Source organism: Methanosarcina sp. (assembly GCF_028693135.1).
Lineage (GTDB): Archaea > Halobacteriota > Methanosarcinia > Methanosarcinales > Methanosarcinaceae > Methanosarcina.
The window spans coordinates 1-24,451 of the sequence record NZ_JAQUVZ010000021.1; the positions used below are offsets into that span (position 1 = coordinate 1).

Genomic DNA, 24,451 nt, shown 5'->3' on the forward strand with positions numbered 1-24,451 from the left:
TTCCATCCGCCAGCGCCTTCGGAAGGCTGAAGGGAGTATGGCAGAAGCCTATGGTTGGGGTAAACTTTTCGGGATTGCCATTCCCTGGATAATAGACCTGGGAAGCCGGCTTGCTGGAGTCGATGTTTACGGTATCGAGGGTTTTTACACATTGCAGTTGTCCGATTCAGATTCCTGGTACGTCTCACATCTCTTTCATCTTCATTTTTTGAAGCTGTTTAATGCATGCGAGAAGGTTTTCCCTGGTGAACATACCTTTGTGCATGATGCTGGAAGCTTTCTTATCCAATTCTTTTATGTCATACGGGTCCAGCTCCTTTGCAGTACAAATAATTATGGGAATATCGATGGTATCCGGCCTGTTCTTAAGCGCTTTTATGACATCAAAACCACTGATATCAGGCATCATGAGGTCTAGAATAATAACTTCCGGTTGTTCTTTGAATGCAATATCTATGGCCTCTTTTCCTCCATAGGCCTTTAACACACAGAACTCCTTTTCATCTAACATCGCAGCTACCAGTTCCACTGCACTTTTTTCGTCATCCACCACCAGCACATTGAGAGACGATTTTGCCACCTTTTCTTTGATATTCTCCAGTGTAGAAAGTAATGTATCCTTTTGAATAGGTTTGATGAAGTGTTCCACAGCTCCCCATATGACACCCAGCTCCCTTTCATCCAGCATGGAAGTGATTATTACTGGAATATCATGGGTTTGTTCCTTCAGTTTCAAATGCTTCAGGACGTCCCAGCCGTTCATTCCAGGCATCATAATGTCCAGAGTAATTGCAAATGGTTTCATCTTATTGGCAAGTTCAAGGGCCTCTTTTCCATTGGGAACAGATACCACACGGTAACCTTCCTGCGTCAGGGTGACCTCCAGCAACTCCCTTGAAGCATCGTCGTCTTCCACCACAAGTATCAGTGGCTCATCCCTGCTGCTATTCAGTGGTTCGATTATTTGCGGGATATGGATAATGGGTTCAGGGACATTTTCAATATCCTCTGTTGGGACATTTTCAATATCCTCCGTTATCACTTCTGCAGTGCCTTCCTTATTTAAGCCGGCTATTAAAGGGATCTCAAAAGTAAAAGCTGTGCCTTTCCCAACTTCACTTTCAAACCATATCTTCCCCTTATGCAGCTCTACAAAACTTTTAACGAGGGAAAGCCCAAGCCCTGTCCCTTCGTACATGCGGTTTGTAGCAGAATCGAGCTGTGTGAATGGCTTGAATAGCTTGTGCCTGTTCTCTTCAGCTATCCCTATACCCGTATCTCTGACGGTGAACTGTGCCATTTCTCCGCACATGTTTGAGGAGATGGTCATCTTTCCACCCGCGGGTGTGAACTTAATGGCATTGCTTGCAAGATTGAAAAGAATCTGTTTGAACCTTATTTTATCAGCATTTATATTTACAAGTTTCTCGTCTATGCAGAACTCCATTTTAAGCCCTTTTTTCTCAATAAGGGGTGATGTCAGCTGTTTTACTTCAGTAAACGTTTCTTTAACAGCAAAGGTCTCATAATTCAACTCCATCTTACCCGCTTCGATCTTGGATATGTCGAGTATGTTGTTTATGAGAGAAAGCAGATGTTTCCCACTCGTGGATATGTTGCCCAGGAACTTTTTCTGCTGCTGAGACAGCTCTCCAACATTGCCTGCAATCATCAGGTCAGAGAAACCTATGACGGAATTCAATGGCGTCCGCAGTTCATGACTCATAGTTGCAAGGAATTCGCTTTTGGCACGATTTGCAGTCTCTGCTGTAATCCTGGCCTGGATCAAGCTGTCCTCTGCTTGCTTTATTTTGGTCAGGTCCACAAAACTCTCTACTAAGTATTTTTTACCTGAAATTGTTATAGGCACCACGGATTTCAGGATGGGAACCCTGTTTCCATCCTTATTGAGCAACACACGTTCAGAGCGATCAACTTTAAATCCTGAATCAAGGATAGGGCATTTTCCTTCATCTGCAGGACAGATGAAATGATGGCAGGACTTACCAATGATTTTCTCCTGGGGGAGGCCGATCATTTCCTCAGCAATGGGGTTTACATCAGCGATTGTGGATGTTTCAGCATCTATGAGAACAACACCGCTAATGATGCTTGAAAGTACGGTCTCCAGCCTCTGCCTGTTTTCCTCTTCAACCCTTTGAAGTTTCACGCTATCCGTAACATCATTTGTACAGTAAACAGTACCAATCACCTTTCCATTGCGGTGTAATGGTCCGGTGCACCAGTCATAGATAACCTCATTTTTAAGGTACACTGTTACTCGATCTCTATCTGAGGCGTTTTGTAGGTTCTTAATCTCTGCAGTGCCTCCTCTGCCATCACCTGCCTGTGCAATTACATGCTCGATAACTTTTGCCTCACTGTTCTGTGAGATCAAATCTGCGCTTATGTCCCACATTGCAATGAATTTATTGTTCATGATGCACCTATCCATACCAACAATCATTATGCCTGCATCCATGGAATCAAGGCTGGATTCAATTATTTTGAGGGTCTCAAGGACATGGGACTCAAGGGCTTTCTTATTTTCGTCCAGGGTTTTGAGCATGTAGTTTATGTTCCCTGCAAGATCGTAAATTTCGTCCTTACCTTCCATGTTTATGCGGGATGAAAGTGATCCTTTTTTAGTGATCTCGGTCAGGTTAGTGTTCAGCAAGGATATGCGAGATAAAACCGATTTTTCAAGTGAAAAAGAAAGGACAAGTTCAAATACCACTCCCATGCCTAGAATTGCAACAAGCATGTATTTTATGGCAGACCGACCATGTTGATAGATATCCCTCGGCATCTCAACGTCCAGGAACAATACAGGCTCTCCATTTATATCGTTCAGTACAGTTGTTCCTATAACCGAAGCCTCACTCACATAATTTATATTAAGGCTATTATCATCTTTTGGAGTCGATGCTGCTGCACTGGCATATGATGCTGCACGCTCTTGATTGAAGACTTCTGCACTCAGGGAGAGACTAGTTGTTCCGGAAAGCTTTTTTATCAATTCAGCATCTATAAACTTTGCGAAGATGAGGGTGCCTGCTATGGGTCCCTCTCCAGAACTCTGCGTGATAGGATGAGAAGCAATCAGTAATGGCCCTTCAGGAGAATTGATGATTCCAGATACCTGGCTGTCGGGTGCAGTGTGAGAGAAAATACGTTCATTTGCAGCGATGTAATCAAGCACCGTGGTCGAGATGTTTGTGCGTTCAGTAGTACCCGAGTCTACTGCCACAGCATAGTAGAGTTTGTCTGTGGAGTCATAAAATAATACCATACTGGCATCAAGATTGGATATTATCTCAGGGGAAAGGGTCTCGTCGACGTAACCTTCATCTTGCCCCTGGACAAAAAGAGCAGTCTTGTCCCATAAAGCGTAATCATAGGTAGTCATATTCAATACCGCTAACTTAGCATCCATTGCAGCTGTTGCCCTTCCCACATTCCTGGATACTTCGTCCTTTTCCAGGTGTTCAAAGCTGTTTCCTATTATCTGCTCGCTAGCCACCATCAGGAATACAAATAGAAAAATGAAGGTTATTCCGAGAATTACCAGTGTCTTATCGCGTATCTTCATGGATTACGCCTTCCCATTGCCAAAAAAAGCATTCAGCTGATCCATGAACTGAAACACATCTATAGGTTTGGAAATATACCCGATGCAGCCTGCATCAATGAAACGCTGTTCGTCGCCTACCAACGCTTGTGCAGTTAAAGCCACAACCCCTATTTGCTGCGATGCTGGATTCTCCTTGATATATTTTAAGACTTCCAGCCCCCCCATTCCGGGCAACTGGATGTCCAGTAATACGAGGTCAAAGAGAGAGTTCTTGATCATGTCCAGTGCTTCTAACCCATCTACAGCTTGTGTGACTTCAATTCCATTTGATTCCAGAAGACATGTCACCAATTCCAGATTCATAGGATTATCTTCTACTACCAGTATGCTTGCCATGGAACCTCCTAAAAATATATAGTTATTCTAATTATTATTCTTAACTTCCCCCATATTTAGGAAAGAAGCATTTCTAACGTCTGAATTTCCAATCTCAATAGCCCCTAATGTAGGTACTTCAGTTTGTTTTTCGCATTCCCGAATAGGGATACATCATTTTGGTGAACGTGAATTGTAGAATGCCTCTTGATTCTGAAAAGGAGTTTCACATGCAGTACTTATACCTTAATTCGTCTGACTTGAGAATTTATATTATAAGTAAGTAATAATTTGTGATTTATTTACATTGGCCATCGGTGAAGGAATTTTCTTGTATGTATGCTATCGATTTTAGAACAAAAATCATTCCAAAGCTTCAAGCATCAATACTAAAATCGATTTCCTGTTCCAATTTCGCATCAATATCTGTTTTTGAGAAATGTTATCGAAATAGAGCAATTTATCATGATTCCTTACTTAGAGCCTGTCCGAAAAGTGGTTACCTACTGTAACTTTTACAATGCAATATGAAAAACCGGGACGGATACTCTGACATTATAGACATATTGTAACTTTTCAACATGCATTACTGACTTTTCGGATAGGCTCTTAGGCGAAGATGAATGGATTTATTTAGAATTCTTAAATATATATTATTTATTTATACACAATTGAAATGTATATTTAGAAAACAATAGATTTATTATTGTTTAGATAAAACTCTTTTAAGACTGGCATAATGTTATACGAATGAAAACGTAAGTATTCGTTACACTGGAAACTTAGGGATGATAAAAATATAACTTCAAATTTTCATTTTGGGAATTGCTCTATAGTTCCATTTCCCAAATAATCATTCTTGGCAACAAAAATCCTTGATACTATACTGAATCATTCCTTAATTTATCGTGAAGAACCTGGTCTCCAGGCTGAGATCACAGCAAAACTCCCTGTTCCGGACCCTTTTTGTGGAAGTTCTATAAGCTCTATTTTCTCAGGCTGCTTGAAAAGGGTCTGGCAGATCTTAATTTTTTCGAATCCGAGCTCTATAAGCCAGCCTGACACTTCTGTAGTTGAGAGAAATTTCGCCTCTGAAGAAAACCTGCCTTCCTTTTTCCCTGATTCATAAAAATCTCCATGAAGGCTGTTTCTGTCAAGCATACCGATTACAATTTGCCCGCCTGGCTTAAGGACTCCTGCAGCCTCACGGAGTGCCTGTAAAGGCTCCTTGAAAAGAGAAAGTGCAGCAACAATCAAAATAAGGTCAAAACCCCGTTTTTTGAAGGGCAGGGACTCGGCAACTCCGAGCACCATTTGAACGCCCTTTTTTTTTGCGATTTTTGCCATAGCCGTTGAAGGTTCAAGCCCGAACCCGATTCCAAGAGGAGATGAAAACCTCCCGGTCCCAGCTCCGATTTCCAGAACCTTCAATTTTTCCAGGTTTTCGGGGAGGAATAATTTGAGGGCGAGAAGCTCGGATTCATATGCAGGTTTATATCTGTCATACCAGGCATCGTATTCTTCTGCGTATTTTTCAAAGGCTTCCCAGGGCTTTATCGGGGTCCCTCCTTATGAGGATTTCACTTTATGATGCTTCTCTCAGATGAGGTTTTCTCTTTATGACGCTTCGTTTTTCGCTTGCTGCTTATTTTCTGGTTATTTTCTGGTTATTTTCTGGCTATTTTCTGGTTATTTTCTGGCTATTTTCTGGTTATTTTCTGGTTATTTTCTGGTTATTTTCTGGTTTCTTGATACAGGAATATGGCAAGCAAGCAGAAGACTCCGTAAATCATTTCAAATCCCGGAGCCCTCACTTTTTCTTCCTGTTCAGTTCCTTCTCCAACTTTAAACCCTGTACTTTCCATACCTTCATCTTCAATGGAACCAGTTTCTTGCTCAGCTATTTCGGTTATACCTTCTTCAGGAAGCGCGTCGACTTCCCCTGTTATTGCAAAGGAAGAGAAACCGGGGAGATCAGCTGTGAAATACAGATATTTTTCATCTTCACTTACCAGGCTGACTGGTAGCTGTTCCCATGTTTTGCTACTGTATCTGTCCAGGGTAATCGAAGCCTGGTCTATCTTTTTGTCCTGTATCCAGGCCTTTTCAACCTTGAAACAGAGGGCAGGGTTTTCGATGTTCTTTTCAGTTGCATATACACCGTTTCCGACCCATATGTTAAAGGATTTATAGACCTCCCCGGAAGGCAGTTCGGAAACCAGTGAGGACTTATTTTTTAACTCCTCAACAATCGTTGTGGTTTTGCCTACGGTTTTCTTAGCATCGAAATCCACATAAACAACACAGGTTGCGTTCTTCACGAAGTCAAACTTTACAGCTTTTCCGTTTGTAATGAAGACCTGTGAGAGTTCTTTAACCTCAACGTTTTTTGCAGGTTCAGGAGAGCCCCCACCACCACCACTGCTACTCCCACTGCTGCTTCCGCCGCTGCTCTTTTTCTCTACATTTATGATCGCAGTTTTTGAAGTAGTACCGTTTTCGTTAGCCGCAGTTAGGGTAACTGTATATATTCCTGGAGAGGTGTACACGTAGATTACGGTTCCAGAACTCACGTCAGCCAGTCCGTCATTGTCAAAGTCCCAACCTATTCCGGTTGCGTTTTGTGAAAGGTCAGTGAACAGGACGGAAAGGGGAGCATAGCCGCTTGTAACATTGGCACTGAAGTCTACTACAGGAAGCCTTTTATTCACGCTTTCCGCTTCCCTAACGACAATTGTAGCAGTTTTTGAATTCGTGCCGTTCTCGTTGCTCACGCTCATGTTGACAGTATAGCTGTTTGGAACTTCGTACACATGAACAGGGTTTTGAAGACCTGAGTCAGGGGTTCCGTCATTATCAAAGTCCCAGCTCCATGAATCTGCGTTTTGTGAGAAGTCTGTGAACTGGACGGAAAGAGGGGCATAGCCGCTGGTAATGTTAGCAGAAAAATCTGAAACTGGAGGAATTGGTTGATATGGGGCATAAACGGTTATTGTTGCAGACTTCGAATTCGTACCATTTGGATTGATCGCAGTCAGGCCAACTGTATAGGTTCCAGGGGCTGTATACACACTGACCGGATTCTGAATGCTTGAATCTATTTTCCCGTCACTTTCGAAGTCCCAGTTCCATCCGGTTGCGTATTGAGAGGTGTCTGTAAACTGGACGGTAAGAGGAGCATTCCCGCTGGTAACATTACTGTTGAAGTTTGCAACAGGAAGTATAGACTGCTGCGGGGTGGATTTGGGTAAAAGGGGCAGATAGTCGGTAAAGTTCGTTCCAGCATATTCAGTATCTGAAATGCCGCCTCCATTTGCATCCTGTGCTGTCTGGGAAAAACCCGTCCCCGCAGGATTTGCCCAGAAATTACCGCCAATATAGATTCCTCTTACAATGTTTGTACCTGTAGTTTTCGTTGTGTTCCAGGTATTTTTTTTGTTGTAAATATCTGCATTATAGGTATTATTGAGATAGTTGTTGAAAACTCGGTTACTGTCACTTCCAGCACACATGAATAAGCCGGAAACATTATTTGAGGCAACAGTATTGCCTGAGACTGTGTTCCCATCAGAGGAGTCAAGATGAATACCCCTGAAGGTTTTATTAGCTGTATTTCCAGAGATAATATTGTAGTTAGAAAGAGAGATCAAAATCCCGTAGTTATTATTTTCCGAGACCGTATTATCTGAAATTGTGTTCTTGTGTGATGTTATAAGGTAAATGCCTCTACTGTCGTTGGTTGCTGTATTGCCGGTAAGCAAGCAATTATCGGAGTTCGTCAGATATATGCCGTAGGCACTGTTCGAATTAACAGTGTTGCCGGTAAGGTTGTTATAACTGCTTAAGCTCTCCAGTACAATACCGTAATTGTTTAAATTTGCAGTATTGTTTGAAAGTGTATTTCTCTGAGAGCGTAAGAGGTGTATTCCATATTTATCACTCGAATTTGCCCTGTTCCCAGATAATGTATTGTAGTTGGAGTCCTGCAAATAAAATCCTCTATTTTTTCCGAAGACGGTATTATTGAGGAGCCTGTTGTAGTCCGAGTACCTCAAATATACCCCAACGTAGTTGTCTGAAAGATCGTTATTAGTGATTATGCAATTACTGCATCTAACCAGATAGACTCCTGCTGCACTGGTTGAATCTACTCCCGTAATTTTAAATCCACTAATTGTTGTATTATTTACTTCAGTGTAAAATACATTTGTACTTGAACTTTTAGCTGTAATTATTGTGTCTTCAGGTTTTCCTGTTTCGGACCTGATTACCAGATCCGGTGTTGTAGTGATTCTGATATTTTCAATATAGGTTCCGGGTTTTACAATTATTACATCTCCCGGGCTTGCACCGCTTACTGCAGTCTGTATCGAGTCTCCTGGCTCGACAAAAATCTCATTAGCGGACCCTGACCCTATACCCGAAAATGCAAATAATATCATCACACCCAACAGTAAGGTGGTTAATCTGTGCATTTAATAGTCCCCAACATATTAATAAAATAATTTCTATACTTTGAATAATAAAATAGAAATTAAACGTTTAACAATATAAATATATTGATTAAAATATTGGTGGGAATTTATTAAACTACTCAAAGACTGGTAGGCGAATAAAACTAAAAGTCACATTTGTTAAAATTAATTCTGTTTGTTTTATGAAGTGCCATGCACTTATATTTATATGCATAATATGGGTCAATAACTGCCGATAAAAATATATTCACATTCACTCTGTTGAAGTTGCACATCTCCAAACCCCTCAAAAATCAACTGTCCTCCAAAATGTAAGAATATATTATTCATCCTCAAAACAAAAGCGTCATCTACAGTTAACTAATGAATTTTTATATCCAGTATTTAGATTATTTTTTTTATAAGTAAGTTTGAATAATAGGCGTTATGAATGAATTTTTTTATATTAAATAGAGGAATCTATATCTTATGGTATCCAGTGAACTAACGATTTCTTTACTTGTGACAGGCAGAAAGTCCCTTGCTTTAGCTTGCGGGATGAATGGCGTAAACTTCTCTCATTTTCGCTATCTCTAACCTTGAAATACTTTCCAGTCCCATATTACGTACTGAATTCCTAAGCGATAACCAAGCCAAGGAAACCAGAAATATTTGTATTAAATAATTTTTCACCTCTGGGACAGAGGGTAGAGCCTGTGGACCTGTGAACGGTAGTTAGAGGTATGAAGCAGGAAGCCTCACAGCTTTAGCATGGGGTAGTTCACTTCAGGAAAGGACTTTAAAATTCAAAAGCTTAAGGTTAAAATTCAAAAGCTTAAGATCTTATGAAAAAGAGTAAAGGGAAAAATAAAAAAGAAAAATAAAAAAATAGGATGAAGGTCTCAAACCTCCATCATTTTATTTTGCACTCAAATGTACTATTTTTTGCTTTCATCGGCTGTTTTATTTCCTTTTATACAGGAATACTGCAAGCAAACCTGCCACACCGTAAACAATTTCAAAGCCCGGGGTTTTACTTGTTTCCTGTTCAGGTTCCTGATTCGTTTCTGATCCGGTATCCTCCGTGTTTTCTTCAGAGTTATCAGATTCATCTACAGGCTGTATTTCAGTTGCAGTTCCTTCAGAGGCATTTGCCTTTCCTGTTATTGCAAATGGAGAGAATCCCGGGGTTTTGGCTGTGAAATACAGGTATTTGTCGTCTTCGTTTACCAGGCTGACTGGAAGCTGTTCCCATTTCTCATCGTTGTATCTGTTCAGGACAATGGAAGACTGGTCTATATTTTGATCCTGTATCCAGGTCTTTTCAACCTTGAAGCAGATAACCGGGTTTTCGATGTTCTTTTCAGTTGCATACCCACCGTTTCCAACCCACAGGTTAAAGGACTTATAGACCTCACCCGAAGGCAGTTCGGAAACCAGTGAGGACTTATTTTTTAATTGTTCAGCAGTGGTTATGGTTTTTCCCACGGTTTTCTTAGCATCAAAGCCCACATAAACAACACAGGTTGCTGCTTTCGTGAAATCAAACTTTACAGCTTTTCCGTTTGAAATGAAAACCTGTGAAAGTTCCTTTACCTCAATATTTCTGGAAGATTCAGGAGAGCCGCCACCGCCGCCGCTGCTTCCGCCGCTGCTCTTTCTGTCTACATATATCAGAATAGTTTTTGTAGCCGGGCCTTTTGCATTATTCGCAGTCAGTTTAGCTGTGTAAGTCCCTGTAGAAGTGTATGTATAAACAAAACTTGCCTCGTTTGAGTCTTCGATGCCGTCATTGTTAACATCCCAGCTCCTCGAGGTTGCGTTTTCTGAAAGGTCAGTAAAGAGGACTGAAAGGGGAGCATAGCCACTGGTGACGTTTGTGCTGAAGTTTGCTACAGGCAATACATCAATTTCTTCTTCCTCTTCTTCCAGCACAGTTATAACAGCAGTTTTTGAATCCGTGCCGTTCAGGTTGCTTACTGTAAGGTTAACGGTATAGTTTCCTGCTGAGAGATAAGTATGCTTTGGATTCTGCTCAATTGAACTATCTCCGTCCCCAAAGTTCCAGTTTCTCGATGTTGCGTTTTGAGAGTTGTCAGTAAAGAGGACTGCAAGAGGAGCATTCCCGCTGGTAACGTTGGCGTCGAAGTCTGCTACAGGCAGTACATCAATTACTTCTTCCAGCACAGTTATAACATCAGTTTTTGAATCCGTGCCGTTCAGGTTGCTTACTGTAAGGTTAACGGTATAGTTTCCTGCTGAGAGATAAGTATGCTTTGGATTTTGCTCAGTTGAATTAGCTCCGTCTCCAAAGTTCCAGTTTCTCGATGTTGCGTTTTGAGAGTTGTCAGTAAAGAGGACTGCAAGAGGAGCATTCCCGCTGGTGACGTTTGTGCTGAAGTCTGCTACAGGAAACACAGGCTCTGGTACATAGACAGCTACAAGAGGGAGATAGTCGATAAAGTTCGTTCCAGCATATGACAAATCAGCAATTCCATCCTCGTTTGCATCAGGTGTAATTTGGGAGAAGCCTATTCCCAGGGGATTTGCCCAGTAATTACCTCCAATATTTGGGCCTCCCACAATGCTTGTACCTGAAGTTTTTGTTTTGTTCCAGACACATCCAGTGTTTTTACTATTCACATTTATTGTATTATTCAGGTAGTTGTCGAAAATAAGATTACTGGTGCTCTGGGCACACAAATATAGGCCGTAATTACTGCTCAAAGCTACATTGTTGCTTGAAACATTGTTGTTTTTGGAGGAGTTGAGATAGATACCACGGTTGCTGTTAGAAACACTATTTCTGGAGATGGTGTTACTGTCGGAAAGCGAGAGCAGCATTCCATACTCAGCGCTGTTCGAAACCGTATTCTTTGAAATAGTGGTTCCATTGGATGTCACCATGTAAATGCCTACATTATTCGAGGGTACTGTATTACTGTCCAGTTTGTTATTATCTGAACTCAGAAGATAAATACCGTCACCTGTGTTTGAGCCTGCTGTGTTTCCGGTCAGGTTGTTATCTCCAGAATTATCCAGAAGAATACCAGTACCGCTGTTAGAATTTACCTTATTACCTGAAAGCACGTTTCCACTTGATGATGTGGTTATGGAGATACCTCTGCGGTTTAAGGACACGGTGTTATTGGTCAGGTTATTGTTGTTAGCATTCGCGAGGTTAATACCACTAAAAGTGTTCAACGTTGCTGTATTGCCGACCAGGTTGTTGTTGTTGCAGTTACTCAGAATTATGCCGTTCATTAAATTTGAATTTGCCTTATTTTCGGAAAGCGTGTTCATGCTGGATGTCAAGGTTAAGTAAATGCCTCTGTTATTATTGTTTGCGGTATTGTTGACCAGGTTGTTGTTGTTGGAATACCGCATAGCTATTCCGTAGTCACTGTCTGAAACGGTATTGCTTTGCAGGTTATTATTGTTAGAATTATTCAGGAAAATAGAGTGAGTGTTCAAATCTATAGTTTCATCCGATATTGTGTTCTCCTGAATTGTATTCCCGGAGGAAAATACCAGGTTGATACCGTTGGAACTGTTGAACACTTTGTTACTTATCAGGCTATTGCTGCCTGAATCTGACAGATAGATCCCAAAGTTCACGTTTGAATTTACATTGTTGTTTTTGAGAGTAGTACTGATTGTGCCATCCAGAATAATACCGTTAACAGCACTCTGGTTTACAGTGTTTTCTGAGAGGGTGTTTTCCTGGGAACCAAGAATAGAAATCCCATTCCTCTGGTTTGAAACCGTATTGCTCAAAACATTGGTGTAATTGGATTGTTCAATATTAAGTCCTATACCCTCACCTATAAGGAGACTCTTGCTGGCTGTGTTATTGCGGACCACAGTATTATCTGAAGTCTTAAGATATACGCCAAGGTTATTGTTGTATAAGATGTTGTTCTCAATGATACAGTTGAGACTTCTGAGCACATAGATTCCTGAATAATGAGTTCCTGCTCCGGTAATATTGAACCCTTTAATTGTTACGTTTTTTGTATCCTTTATAGTGATTACAGATGCGTTTATGTCGTTCGCAGCAATTATCGTATTCGCAGGGTTCCCGGATTCGGACCTGATTACCAGGTCATTTTTGGTTATAACAATGTTTTCCGTATAAGTTCCGGGTGCGACGATAATTACATCGCCTGAGTTTGCACTGTTCACTGCAGTCTGTATTGAAGTTGTAGAATTAGCATGAATATCAGTTGCAGCCCCTACACAGGAGCTTAGTGTGATTATGAGAGTAGTTAGCATTATAATTCGTAATATGTTTATTCAAATTCCTCCCTAGAAATAGAAAAAATTTACAATGAAACTTCTTGCAATTAATTAGGAATTGATTGCATGTAGTATATAAATATATTGGCATTAATCAATATTTGTAAAGAGGTATATAATAGGGAGAGTAAGGCAAAATACAGTTGTATTTAGTGGAATGAATTCCGTATTTCTTCTTCCAGATTATCCTGGCTTATTTTCATTAAGGCCTCGAGTAGGTCAATTAACGCCGATAGTATGCCACAGTGTATTTTTATAAAAGTTGAAACATAATTTATTTGACAGATATAAATGTGCCAGCCATATAAATGAAATTTTTTGACTTTTGAGTGGGTATTTATGGTTAATATATGAATCTTGATTCCATATCGAAAAATTAATATATTCATAATGTTTTCGACGAAACAAATATTATCTTTTTAAATTATTTATGTAGAACCCGGCACCTCCGAAAAGGTACGGAGTAAATCAACTCAAAGGCAAAGGCATATGTAAAAAATAGTGGGATTGAAGTAGATTAATAAAAAAATGAAGATCGTACAAATGGGAAAAGGAGTCACCGTGTCAGTCAACTTTTCCGATTCTATCAGGATGGAAGACAACGACAAAATCTGTATCGCCTCTAAATAACATGTTGTTTAACTTTGGGAGCGCAGAGGCACAGCGAGAAGTCCCCTTCCTCCCCTTCATCAGCAGGCAGGTGGGGGTAGTTCACTGATCTATCAAGCATCTTATCATGAAAGCAATCCTGAATAAATCTGATGACTAATAATAAAAATAGTTTTTGGGATCCGCTAAATCGCTTACATTCGGCTCTACATATAATGCAGCATTCTTATTGCCGCCCTCCGTTTTGATAACCCGCAACTGCAGTGTACCACAACCTGAAAAATCATGTTCTGGTTAGGCGTGATGATGTAGACGCAGTCAGGCTTGACAGCCCTCCGGTCCTTTTTCTGGTAAACCGGCATCCGTGTATAGCTCCCAAGATTGACGTTTATCTATTTTGTGTGGTCACTTTTCAACCGGAAAATTATTTTCAATCCACACAAACCAGCGAAAAGCCATTATTGTGTATAATACCAGGAGATAAGATTTTTAAAGGGCCTGTTAAGCATTAAATGCAATATTTGGGGTTATATTTTAAATTAAAAGTTTGGAAATACTTCTTTTTTTAATCAAATCTTATTTACTTCTTTTTAAATAAGAATATTTATATTTAAACTGGTTAATATTATAACTACCAAACGATGGATAGCCGGCAAAACAATTGGAACCGGTTTTTCCAGGGACAAAGGGTCTAGTGGAAGTCAACTATCCTCTAAATCTAAATATAACTTATTTTCATTCAATTGAACAAAATTAGGGGTATAATTTATGGGAAATAAGAAATTTGATAGAATAAAAAAGACTCTTGCTATTTTGCTGGTACTTTGTTTTGTATTGTCAGTGACAGCTGCGTCATCAGTAAGTGCAGCTGACAGTAGTAAGTATGGCAAGAACAAAGAAGGTCACAAAGAAGGCCACAAAGAAGGCCACAAGGAAGGCTACAAAGAAGGCCACAAGGAAGGCTACAAAGACGGCTACAAAGACGGCAAAATACAAGGCCAAAAAGACTGCGAGAAATACGGAATCAAAGAAATTCTCCAGAAACTTCCTACTCCTTTCAACAAATACAGCTGGAACGAATACTACAAAGAAAACTATAACAAAGGCTACAAAGGCGGATATCTCAATGGCTACAGTAAAAGTAGATACTCATGCTTAAAGAAGTAAATTCCTCCTCTCTGCCATTTCCGGCAAAGCTGGAACTGTCGAGGAAAGGGTCTTCCAGCCTGTGGTAAAAAGCCCTGAAAATTAAAATTAGAAGATTTTAACCCCTAAGATTACACTGGGATCACTAAAATAGACGATTTTCCATATAGATCCCTATTTTTAGTGATCTTGTTTGCGAATTCTTTTCGATACCTTCAGAATCGGGCATTTGTTTTCGTATTTTAATCCTTTTATTACATTTCTTTTATCACATCTTTTTTTACAATCAGGATTTTGCAAGTTTTTATGTGTATTTATACAAAAAGTTAGATTTTTTTAATACATGATCTATATTTTAATTCTATACGTTTTAATTCAGTATCCCCACATTATTTTAAATAGTACTAAATAATAAACGAAATATTTATCTGCAATATCACATTATACTTATTCAATTGTGATCGGTATCCGTTGTCAATTTGATTTTATTCGTTAAAGTAGAAATGGCAATTAACTTGCATGAGTGATGAAGCGGGTTTATAATTTGATGCCGGGTCAGTTGGAGTACATGGTTTGAATAATCACAGGGGGTTGTGATTATAAAAGAGATTGCATAACCATCAATACTTAATACTGGAATGGATTTTGATAAACCAAAATAAACAGTACATATCAAATGGGGATTTGGAGAGACTATAAACTAAAGTCAACTACCCGCTACATCTAAAGATTTAACGGGTTTCCTGCTGAGAGTTTATGAAAGAGTCGATAGGCATGAAAAACGATCTCAATGAGCCTGCTTCAAAATTATATACTATTTGATTTTATCCGGAGCAATTTTGAAACGTGCTTGTTAATAAAAAATCCAAATTGGATCATGGGGGAAAGTAATTGATCCTATTTGAAAAAACGAACATATCTCCTATGTTCGGGAAAATGTAGAGATATTTTATGCTCACAATTTTTAGCAGCTGATCCCCACAAACTCAACTTGCAATACTGGAGTTACTGGTAGAAATGAATCTAAGGTTCTGCATTATTTGCACTGCTGCGTTATTCACTTTAGGGGCATCTGCTTCACTCACTTTAGGGGCATCTGCTTCACTCGCTTTAGATGTACCTTTCTTAGCAGACAGCAACACCACTGCAACCGTCCACGGGGTAACATATGTATGGGATACCTTTGAACCCCTGAACGATACTTTGATTGATATAAATTCCAATCCCCCCCAATCCATAGTAGCAAAAAACGGCAAGTATTCCTTTGAACTGGTGCCCGGAGACTATACTATTACAGCCAGGTATTACCAGAACAACACTCTCACCTATTCAAAAGAAGCAACTTTCACGATAGAAGGGGAAGGAAATTACGTGTTCGATCTCCTGCTTTATCCCGTTTCCAAATATCCGGCAACAGAAACGATCTCAGCTAAAATAAATAATCCCAATAATGTGAATCCCTCCGAACAAACCAGGATTGGCTCTTCAGCTATAAGTTACTTGCTAATAGCCCTTACGCTTTCTCTTCTGCTCGGCGGAGGCTATACACTTAAACTTTCCCGAAAGTATAAAAATATAGACAAAAATAAGTTTCAGGAAGAAAAGTTCAATATACCCGGGCTTCTGGAAAAAGTCCTCGGTAAAAGCATTGGTTCGGGAGTGAGACCGGGATTTGGAAACCTTGAAGAAACTGTCTCCACAACAGAACCAATAGCAGAACCAATAACAGAGCCTGCAGATTATTCCGAAACTGAAGCTGCTGCTTTGAAAAAACTCCCTATTTCTACAGATCTGCGGAGAATCATGGACGTAATTCGAAGCCATAAAGGTCAGATTACCCAGAAAGATCTGCGCAGCAGGTTGGAGTATTCCGAAGTAAAAGTTAGCCTTATGCTTTCTGAACTGGAAAAGAGAGGACTGATTAAGAAGTTCAAGAACGGACGTGAAAATATTGTGGTTCTAATAGATGAGAAACGGAGATAATTCCATCAGTCAACTGACTACAATTGTAGAATCAGTTAACTCCCCGCCACTGAAGTGACGAGACTCCTGCTTATTTCATCTTGAAATAGAGGCCTCTATAGTTACCAGGAGTAATCCCAATCTTAGAATATTTTTTGAAGCATTAAATCACGATTGATACATAATCTGCAGAAGGAGCAATTACTAAAAACGAAGGAGTTGCTGGGTGTATCCCTGTGTCCCGCTGAAATTGTCGGGGATTAGCTCATCCTCGCCCTATAAAGAGAGAATATATTTGGGATCAACATTTACCATTAATCCCACTTACGGATCATAAGGAAGGGCCGGGGGACTTGCGGGGTTTGCTCCGAGGTATGAACCCGGAAGTTCCGAGTAGCCAGGAGTAGGTCACATTGACTGCAATCAATCCAAAATCAATCAAAAACATCAAAAATTAGACTAAGTGAAGAATCATGATAAATTGCATCCATCCCCACAAAAGAGGTTTAATGCCTACAAAAGAGGTTTAATAACCTGCAAAAGGGGTTCAATATTTTGATAGAGCAAGGGATAGAGCAGGTTGTCGATAGGTTGTCAACTTTAGATGAATTGGACAAAATTTGAAGCAGACTTTTGATATAAAATCGATAGCCTCCAGGCAAGAAAGTTCCTTAACCGAGGACCAATGAAAAAGTATCTCAAAAATAGGAATCATTGAAAAATATGCCAATATTAGTTGGAGAAAAAGTCAGAATGAGTAGGACTTACGCAGTATTCAGTTTGCTCTTTATATGCGTAATTCCTATCCCATTAAGTTTTAATTATGTGTGTTTTAGCAGATTTTCCAGCAGCCAGGCATCCATATCATGATATATTTATAGACAACAACCTGCATGTACATCATTCCAACTTTCATCTTCTGGAAACACTTTACTGGTTTCTTCTCATAGCAACCTTTCTTCCAGATTTTCTTTACTTCTTTATGCTTATACACTTCTTTATGCTTAACTTCTTCTTTATATTTCTTTACATCTTTAAACTTATATACTACTTTCTTTTCCTTGCAATTATTGGTGTCACATGCGCTTGCTGATGCAGCGGTTACTGACAGTAAAAAACAAACCGCTAACAAAATACCGAGTATCTTTTTCATTTTCGACATTCGAGTAACTCCCTAACTTTATTTAACCCCTAATTTAATAAAATCAATACCGATAAATCCTCCAGAATGTGAAAGCATCGGTTTTGTCATTTATATTGTCTTTCCGGCTATCTGCCGGTTGCTTAAATTATCTTTTATTTTAATTATCTTGCCGACTAGCTGTCTTACCGACTAGCCGCAGCTTGACGATTCTAAAATTAGTTAGCTTAAATATAAACATACTTATAATAGGAAAGTAGATTAAAACGATTTAATTAACAAAATAAGAGTTTTAAATGGTTTAATTAATAATATAAGAGTTTATAAGTTTTTAATATTATTTTTATCCCTAAATAACGTATTTTAATACTTATAAAGCACCTTAAACTTCGAGGTTTGAAAAGAAGTTACTGAAAATCTCAAGCATAAAAACCTCTCTACATTTTTCCAGAACATGGGTAATGTGTTTGTTTTTTCAAATTTGATCAATAATTCCCCCATGTATAGTATCTCATAAGTATTCCCCATTGGCGTCGGTTAAGGAATTTTCTTACCTGAAAAACAAGTTTATTTATGGAAAAAAGGGTCTAAAAGGATTTATATAACAAAATAATTTTTTTTAAACTTTTGTTTCATATATTAACCCTAAATAATGTGTTAAATGAGTAGAAGACTCATTTAAAGTATTATATTCAAAAAAAAAGTAATATATCCGTTTATCAGGGGTTTCAAGGCGCAAGCTTAAAAATTACGCAAGAAGGCGCAACGAAAGGAGTATTGTCTTTGTCATAACTGCAGATGTAAACCGGATCCTGATTAATCAGGAGGCCATACAGGAACCAGTATAATACTGAGATCAGTTATGGCTCTTATAGGTTTTTTATTCCTTTTTTTCCTTCTCCCTGTTTTCTGATTTGATCTCCCTCTCCGTAGTCGCAATGGCATATATCTCATTGTCTTTATTCACCAGTGAGGTGGCGGTCAGCCACACATCCATTATCCGGCCATCTCTGGTAAGCCGCTGGGTGCGGTAAGGTTCCATAACTTCAGAGTGGCTAAGCTTCTTCAGTGTGACCAGCTCTTTTTCTTTCCGGCTCGCCGGGATCAGGCTGCTAATGTTCATCTTCAGTGCCTCGGCTTCACTCCAGCCGTACATCTTCTCAGCCCTCGGATTCCAGGCCAGGATGTGGCCCTCCATATCCTGCAACGTTATAGCATCGCTCGCGTCCTGTACTACCACGGCAAGGCGACGCATGACCTCGGATTCTTTCAGGATATCCCTTGCCCGTTTCATCTCGGTAATATCAGTAAAGGTGATCACCGCCCCCTTGATAACGTTTTCAAGGGTGCGATAGGGCCGGATGCGCAGCAGGTACCACAGGCCATCCTGGGTCTGGACTTCAATATCCTTGGGTATAAGGCTGTCCAGCACCTCCTTTATATCTATTACAAGACGGTCGTAACCCAACAGGTTCGAGACGATATGCCCAACAGGCCGTCCCACATCAGTCGGGATCAGATTGATAATCTGTGTAACTACAGGAGTAAAGCGCAGGATCCGCAGTTGATGGTCCACAAAAATAGTACCTATACCCGTGCCGCTCAAAAGGTTGTTCATGTCGTTAATTGCCTGCGACAGATCAGTCACCTTGTTCTGAAGTTCGGTATTGACCGTAGCCAATTCCTCGTTGACTGACTGCAGTTCTTCCTTGGAAGTCTCCAGCTCTTCGTTGGTAGATTGCAATTCCTCGTTAATTGACTGCATCTCTTCGTTGGAGGATTTGAGTTCTTCATTGGAGGTTTCCAGTTCTTCATTGGAAGCTTTGAGATGTTCTTCCTTAACCTGCAGTTCCCGCTTCAGCTCTAGGATGCGCGTGTCATCTCCCCTTGCGCTCTCAAAGGCTCCTTCACCGGCACCTATGGCGGTTGCCTTTTCGGTTTTGCTCTGCTCCCCCTCCGGCGGTTTCTCAAAAGTGACCAGAAACAGGTCTGGCCCGGCGGCGGCGTCAGGGTCTGATGCCACAGGTCGTAACGTTAGATTGACTGTAGTGAAGTCACCGTTGGTTTTGACCCGCAGCCCGGGGTGAAATACCGGTTCTTTATTGACTGCGACTTTGTACAGGCCCGTAGCCAACTCCTGCCGCAATCCTTCGCGAGCCATCTTAAGGATATTCATACCAGCCTCACCCGGAGCCGGTTCCAGGTACATGCCGGTCCGACCATGAAGATAGAGGATGTCGCCTTGCTGGTTGACGAGCACACTGACCGGGGCGTAATTTTGCAGTATAGTCTGTTCGGTCAGTTCGCGCATTTGAGGTTTGCTTTCTATAAGAGCCTTGTCGACTAGTCTTTTTGCTTCCCTCTCCCTGCGTTCCAGTCCAGGTGAGCTAAATATCCCTATGGGAGGGCGTCCACTGTTAGCATCCTTTTTGAGATAGATCTTCGACTTGCGGTCCAGTGTGTCAAAAAGGTTATCGAACTCGCCCAGAGTCTCGGAGGGGCCAAGGAAAAGAAATCCTCCCGGGTTCAATGCATAGTTGAAGAGAGGGATGAGCTTCTTCTGCAGTTCCCTGTCCATATAGATTAGCACGTTGCGACAACTGAGCAGGTCAAGTTTAGAGAATGGCGGGTCTTTGATAATGTCCTGCTCGGAAAAGACTACCATGTCACGGATACTTTTCCGGATGCGGTAGTTGCCGCCTGAATCCTGGGTAAAGAAGCGCTCCAGCCTTTCCGGGGAGATATCGATGGAGACGCTTTCTGGATAGACGCCGCTGCGAGCCTCTCCGATAGCCCGGCTGTCAATATCGGTCGCGAAGATTTGTACCTTGAAATTTTTCTTCAACATTTCCATCTGCTCCTGGAGCAGGATGCCTATGGAATAAGCCTCCTCACCTGTGGAGCAGCCGGCCACCCAGATCCGTATCGCTGAGTCAGTGCGCTTGTTGGTGAAGAGATCCGGGATTAGTTTTTTCTGGAGTGTCTCGAATGCTGTGGGGTTGCGGAAGAAACTTGTGACGCCGATTAAAAGGTCGGAAAAGAGTGCCTCCACTTCGGCAGGTTTTTGTTCTAAATAACGCACATACTCGTCCATACTCTGGATATTCTGGACGGCCATGCGCCGCTCGATGCGGCGGTTGATGGTGTTCTGCTTGTAATGAGAAAAGTCGTGACCGGTCTGGGTGCGCAGCAGACTGAATATCTTTTTCATCGTGCCTTCGGTCCTGGGGATCGGGTAAGGTCTTTTTCCAAAAGCCTGGGTGACATAGGTAACGAGCTGGTCAGGCATCTCAACCGGCGTCAGGGTGTAGTCTACCAGGTTTGTGGCAATGGCGCTGCGCGGCATGCCGTCGTACTCGCTGGATTCTGGAGTCTGTGTCATCACCATGCCGCCCTCTGCCTTGATAGCCCGCACTCCCAGTGCGCCGTCGCTGCCGGTACCCGAGAGTACGATGCCAATTGCCAGCTCTTGCTTGCTCTGAGCCAGGGAACGGAAGAATATATCAATCGGTAGGCGATGGCCGCGAGGCTCAGACGGTTCCAGCAACTGCAATTTACCATCCTGAAAAATCATGTCGTGGTTAGGCGGGATGACGTAGACGCAGTCAGGCTGGACAACCATCCCGTCCTTAATCTCGTAAACCGGCATCCGTGTATAGCGTCCGATCAGGTCGGTGAGGAGACTCTTGTGGTTCGGGTCCAGGTGCTGCACCAGGACAAACGCCATACCGGGATTGGTGTCGTTGGGCATAGCTGAAAAGAAGGCTTCGAATGCAGCCAGCCCACCAGCCGATGCGCCGATGCCCACGATGGGAAAATCTTCTTTTGGGATTTGATTCGAGTCTGCATCCGGGGAAGGCTGTTCATTAACGGCGGTTTCTTCTGCAGAATGCAGCTTTTCCTCTTTGCCTGTGTCTTCCTTTTTTTTGATCATATTATCGCGTCCTTTCATGCCTGAACCTGAAGAGGTGTAATGCCCTTTATGCCCTTTATGTGTGTACTCGATGATGGAAGTCGCCACCAGGTTCACGCACATAATCCTGGTCAGATTAACTCATAACGATAGATGAAATCCAGGGAGTTTTCCGCTAGACGGGGGTATTTATTTCAAGCTCTTAATCCTGGTAAAAGATATTTCTCAGGTAAATATCCACGAACTCTTACAATTGGTCAGGGGTTGGAGAATTATTTGAATGATTTCTCCTCACTTTAATGCAATCTCGCCCTAAAACGTAACTCAATTAAATCTTCGTCAGCAGATAAATTTATAACAAGTAATTAGCAGATAATGTTCTAATAGATAATATTCTCTTGTATTTTCGAAAATATCAAGATCCTTTTCGTTGCCCGAATTGCGCTTTGGGATCTCAGGAAATCGGAGATTTTCTGGGAGTTGCACTGTAAGTGCAACAGTACGCGGTCCTTTTCGCTGCGCTCAAGAGGACTACTTTTTGGTTTTTAGTAGTGAGCTTTGCTCAGGAGGACTCTATTACAATATTTCTGATCCGTACAACCTTATTCGCTTCATCGCGTCGTTCTTGTCACGCTCGACGAAGGAGAGCGGCTTTCAAACAAAAAAGGAGAAAAAAGATTAATACTTACGCAGTTGAACTGAAAACCGTAAGCTGAACAGACTTAACTGTATAAATCAGAATAATATTGATGAGTCCGCATGTGCCTGATTTTACTCTCCAGGTGCGGAAGTCTTAAAGAGAAAATGACGAAATTTCGGTTTTTATTTCTCTTTTATTTATAGGACTTACGCGGTTGAACTGAAAATCAATAACATTAAACCATCAAATGTGCAAAATATGGATCTAGCTTCAACGTCTGATGTACTTGATTTTATCTCTCAAGTGCGTAAGTACTAATTTATTATGCTTTTTTTGCAGGGCCATTCTGTAGGAGTCAACTGCTTCCATCTATATTCAAAAAATAAGTAAGATGTAATTAAAAAACATCTTACTTTTCAAATTAATTTTTAAACTGTTTAATTTTTGAATTAATTCTCATGTGGTATATGTCCCCAAGTTATAAATCACTTTTAACCCGGAAGCTTACCCCAGAAGCACTTTCAGGTCTTCTTCAACGGTTGTGTTAGGCCTGATGTTGAAATTATCTACCAGCACTTTAAGGACGTTCGGAGAGACACAGGCCGGAAGCGTCGGGCCGAGGGTGATGTTTTTTACTCCCAGGCTCAGGAGGGCAAGTAGGACAAGCACGGCTTTTTGTTCGTACCAGGCTATGTTGTAGGAAATCGGCAGGTCGTTTATGTCCTCAAGCCCGAAGGCTTCTGCAAGCTTCTGAGCTATTACCACAAGCGAATAACAGTCATTGCACTGTCCGGCATCGATAACTCTCGGGATTCCTCCAATGTCGCCAAGGTCGAGTTTGTTGTACCTGTATTTGGCACAGCCTGCGGTCAGGATGACAGTGTCTTTTGGAAGGGCTTTTGCAAAATCAGTGTAGTAGGCTCTTTCTTTGTGCCTGCCGTCACAGCCTGCCATGACCATGAACCTGCTGATCTTCCCGGTTTTTACTGCGTCTATGATTTTATCCGCAACAGCGAGGGTTGCTTCGTGAGCAAAACCTCCGACAATTGTCCCGCTTTCCAGTTGTTCAGGGGATTTGCTCATTTTTGCCTGTTCGATGAGGGCGGAGAAGTCCTTTTTGCCGTCTTCTTTTTCATCTATGTGGGGGAGTCCTTCAAAGCCCACAACCCCTGTAGTGTAGATCCGGTTCCTGTATGAATCCCTGGGGGAAACGATACAGTTGGTCGTCATGAGGATCGGGCCGTTGAACTTTTCAAACTCCTCATTCTGCTTCCACCAGGCGTTTCCGTAGTTGCCTGCGAAATTACCGTACTTCTTAAAGGCAGGATATGAATTTGCAGGCAGCATCTCTCCATGAGTGTAGACATCGATTCCTGTACCCTTTGTCTGCTCAAGGAGCTGTTCCAGGTCCCACAGGTCATGCCCGCTGATAAGGATACCAGGACTGCCTCTTACACCGATATTAACTGCAGTAGGCTCGGGATTCCCGTAAGTTTCGGTATTTGCTTTATCAAGCAGGGCGAGGGTTGAGACGCCTTTCTGCCCGCATTCCAGAACAAGACCTATGAGAGCTTCTACTTCCACACTGTCGTCTGTTGTAGAAACCAGTCCCTTTTCTATGAAATCGAAGATTACTTCGTCTTTATACCCGAGGATATAGGCATGGTGGGCATAAGCAGCCAGCCCCTTCATCCCATAGATCAAAAGTTCACGAAGAGACCTGACGTCTTCGTTCTGCGTTGAATGGACAGCAACATCCAGACTTTCTATGTTTTCAGGAGTTACTGTAGCCACGGCAGGCAGGGCTTTTTCTGAGGAGGCCTGCTCAGTGGGCAGTTTTGCCTTAATAGAGTCCCGGATCTCAAATCCTTTCTGAATGAAGGATTCGATCTGTTTCCCGTCAAAATTGGTGTTTGTAAGAGTGGAAAAGAAGCTGTCAAGCACAAACCTGTCGGTTGTTTCTTCATTAAGGCCTGCAGCCCTTGCTTTCTGGTTATAATATGCAATACTTTTGAGGACATAGAGTAATCTGTCCTGAGAGTCTGCAACTTCTCCCTTCTTTCCGCATACCCCGTTTTTCGTACAGCCTTTTCCGGAAAGTGCTTCTTCACATTGATTACAGAACATATTTTTTTTCACCTCAAATCTGCTGATACAGTTAATTTCCTATTTTCCCTTCCTTTCCAATATTTTCTGCGGTTTTTCGATATATTTTGCCGCTCTCAACTACGGTATATTATAAATACCGCTATCATTATGATACCAGTTTTTATGTGATATCAAATCATATATAGCAAACAGTTTCGAAGTGGGTATCAGTATCGAAGCCGATACCATA

The 24,451-nt window shown here is 41.4% G+C and carries 10 protein-coding genes; 2 read left to right on the forward strand and 8 right to left on the reverse strand.

Annotation, left to right across the window (positions count from 1 at the left end; translation table 11 throughout):
- Nucleotides 1–184: 184 nt before the first annotated feature.
- The 5 genes from PHF18_RS10740 to PHF18_RS10760 form a co-directional block, all read right to left on the reverse strand.
- A complete protein-coding gene (locus tag PHF18_RS10740; RefSeq protein ID WP_300102402.1) occupies nucleotides 185–3,592 on the reverse strand; it encodes a response regulator in 3,408 nt (1,135 codons plus the stop codon).
- A gap of 3 nt (nucleotides 3,593–3,595) precedes the next feature.
- Nucleotides 3,596–3,970: a response regulator gene (locus tag PHF18_RS10745; RefSeq protein WP_300102405.1), complete on the reverse strand. Its 375-nt coding sequence runs from the start codon at nucleotides 3,968–3,970 to the stop codon at nucleotides 3,596–3,598.
- Between the two features lie 882 nt (nucleotides 3,971–4,852).
- On the reverse strand, nucleotides 4,853–5,506 hold the full coding sequence (locus PHF18_RS10750) for a class I SAM-dependent methyltransferase (RefSeq protein WP_300102494.1): 654 nt from the start codon (nucleotides 5,504–5,506) through the stop codon (nucleotides 4,853–4,855).
- Between the two features lie 176 nt (nucleotides 5,507–5,682).
- Nucleotides 5,683–8,424 carry a NosD domain-containing protein gene (locus PHF18_RS10755; protein WP_300102408.1) on the reverse strand — a complete coding sequence of 914 codons (2,742 nt, stop codon included), beginning with the start codon at nucleotides 8,422–8,424 and terminating at the stop codon, nucleotides 5,683–5,685.
- 942 nt (nucleotides 8,425–9,366) lie between these two features.
- Nucleotides 9,367–12,678 (reverse strand): NosD domain-containing protein, encoded by a 3,312-nt coding sequence (locus PHF18_RS10760; RefSeq protein ID WP_300102411.1) that lies wholly within the window; start codon nucleotides 12,676–12,678, stop codon nucleotides 9,367–9,369.
- Between the two features lie 1,401 nt (nucleotides 12,679–14,079).
- Between PHF18_RS10760 and PHF18_RS10765 the strand changes: the two genes are divergently transcribed.
- Both PHF18_RS10765 and PHF18_RS10770 read left to right on the forward strand, forming a co-directional pair.
- The gene (locus PHF18_RS10765; protein ID WP_300102414.1) at nucleotides 14,080–14,478 is read left to right on the forward strand and encodes a hypothetical protein; all 399 of its coding nucleotides are present in this window, start codon (nucleotides 14,080–14,082) and stop codon (nucleotides 14,476–14,478) included.
- Nucleotides 14,479–15,474: 996 nt separating this feature from the next.
- Nucleotides 15,475–16,440 (forward strand): MarR family transcriptional regulator, encoded by a 966-nt coding sequence (locus tag PHF18_RS10770; RefSeq protein ID WP_300102417.1) that lies wholly within the window; start codon nucleotides 15,475–15,477, stop codon nucleotides 16,438–16,440.
- Between the two features lie 811 nt (nucleotides 16,441–17,251).
- Here the strand turns inward: PHF18_RS10770 and PHF18_RS10775 are convergent.
- The 3 genes from PHF18_RS10775 to hcp all read right to left on the reverse strand — a co-directional run bounded on the left by PHF18_RS10775 (nucleotide 17,252) and on the right by hcp (nucleotide 24,240).
- Nucleotides 17,252–17,581, reverse strand: coding sequence for a hypothetical protein (locus PHF18_RS10775; RefSeq protein ID WP_300102420.1), 330 nt, complete (start codon nucleotides 17,579–17,581; stop codon nucleotides 17,252–17,254).
- An 859-nt stretch (nucleotides 17,582–18,440) separates the two neighbouring features.
- The gene (locus PHF18_RS10780; protein WP_300102423.1) at nucleotides 18,441–21,512 is read right to left on the reverse strand and encodes a chemotaxis protein CheB; all 3,072 of its coding nucleotides are present in this window, start codon (nucleotides 21,510–21,512) and stop codon (nucleotides 18,441–18,443) included.
- Nucleotides 21,513–22,617: 1,105 nt separating this feature from the next.
- Nucleotides 22,618–24,240 carry a hydroxylamine reductase gene (hcp, locus tag PHF18_RS10785; RefSeq protein WP_300102426.1) on the reverse strand — a complete coding sequence of 541 codons (1,623 nt, stop codon included), beginning with the start codon at nucleotides 24,238–24,240 and terminating at the stop codon, nucleotides 22,618–22,620.
- Between the last annotated feature and the right edge of the window lie 211 nt (nucleotides 24,241–24,451).

Coding starts and splice junctions, on each gene's coding strand:
- hcp (WP_300102426.1), bottom strand. CDS start 24,240: ATGTTCTGTAATCAATGTGAAGAAGCACTTTCCGGAAAAGGCTGTACG.
- PHF18_RS10770 (WP_300102417.1), top strand. CDS start 15,475: ATGAATCTAAGGTTCTGCATTATTTGCACTGCTGCGTTATTCACTTTA.
- PHF18_RS10760 (WP_300102411.1), bottom strand. CDS start 12,678: ATGCTAACTACTCTCATAATCACACTAAGCTCCTGTGTAGGGGCTGCA.
- PHF18_RS10740 (WP_300102402.1), bottom strand. CDS start 3,592: ATGAAGATACGCGATAAGACACTGGTAATTCTCGGAATAACCTTCATT.
- PHF18_RS10745 (WP_300102405.1), bottom strand. CDS start 3,970: ATGGCAAGCATACTGGTAGTAGAAGATAATCCTATGAATCTGGAATTG.
- PHF18_RS10780 (WP_300102423.1), bottom strand. CDS start 21,512: ATGAAAGGACGCGATAATATGATCAAAAAAAAGGAAGACACAGGCAAA.
- PHF18_RS10755 (WP_300102408.1), bottom strand. CDS start 8,424: ATGCACAGATTAACCACCTTACTGTTGGGTGTGATGATATTATTTGCA.
- PHF18_RS10775 (WP_300102420.1), bottom strand. CDS start 17,581: ATGTCGAAAATGAAAAAGATACTCGGTATTTTGTTAGCGGTTTGTTTT.
- PHF18_RS10765 (WP_300102414.1), top strand. CDS start 14,080: ATGGGAAATAAGAAATTTGATAGAATAAAAAAGACTCTTGCTATTTTG.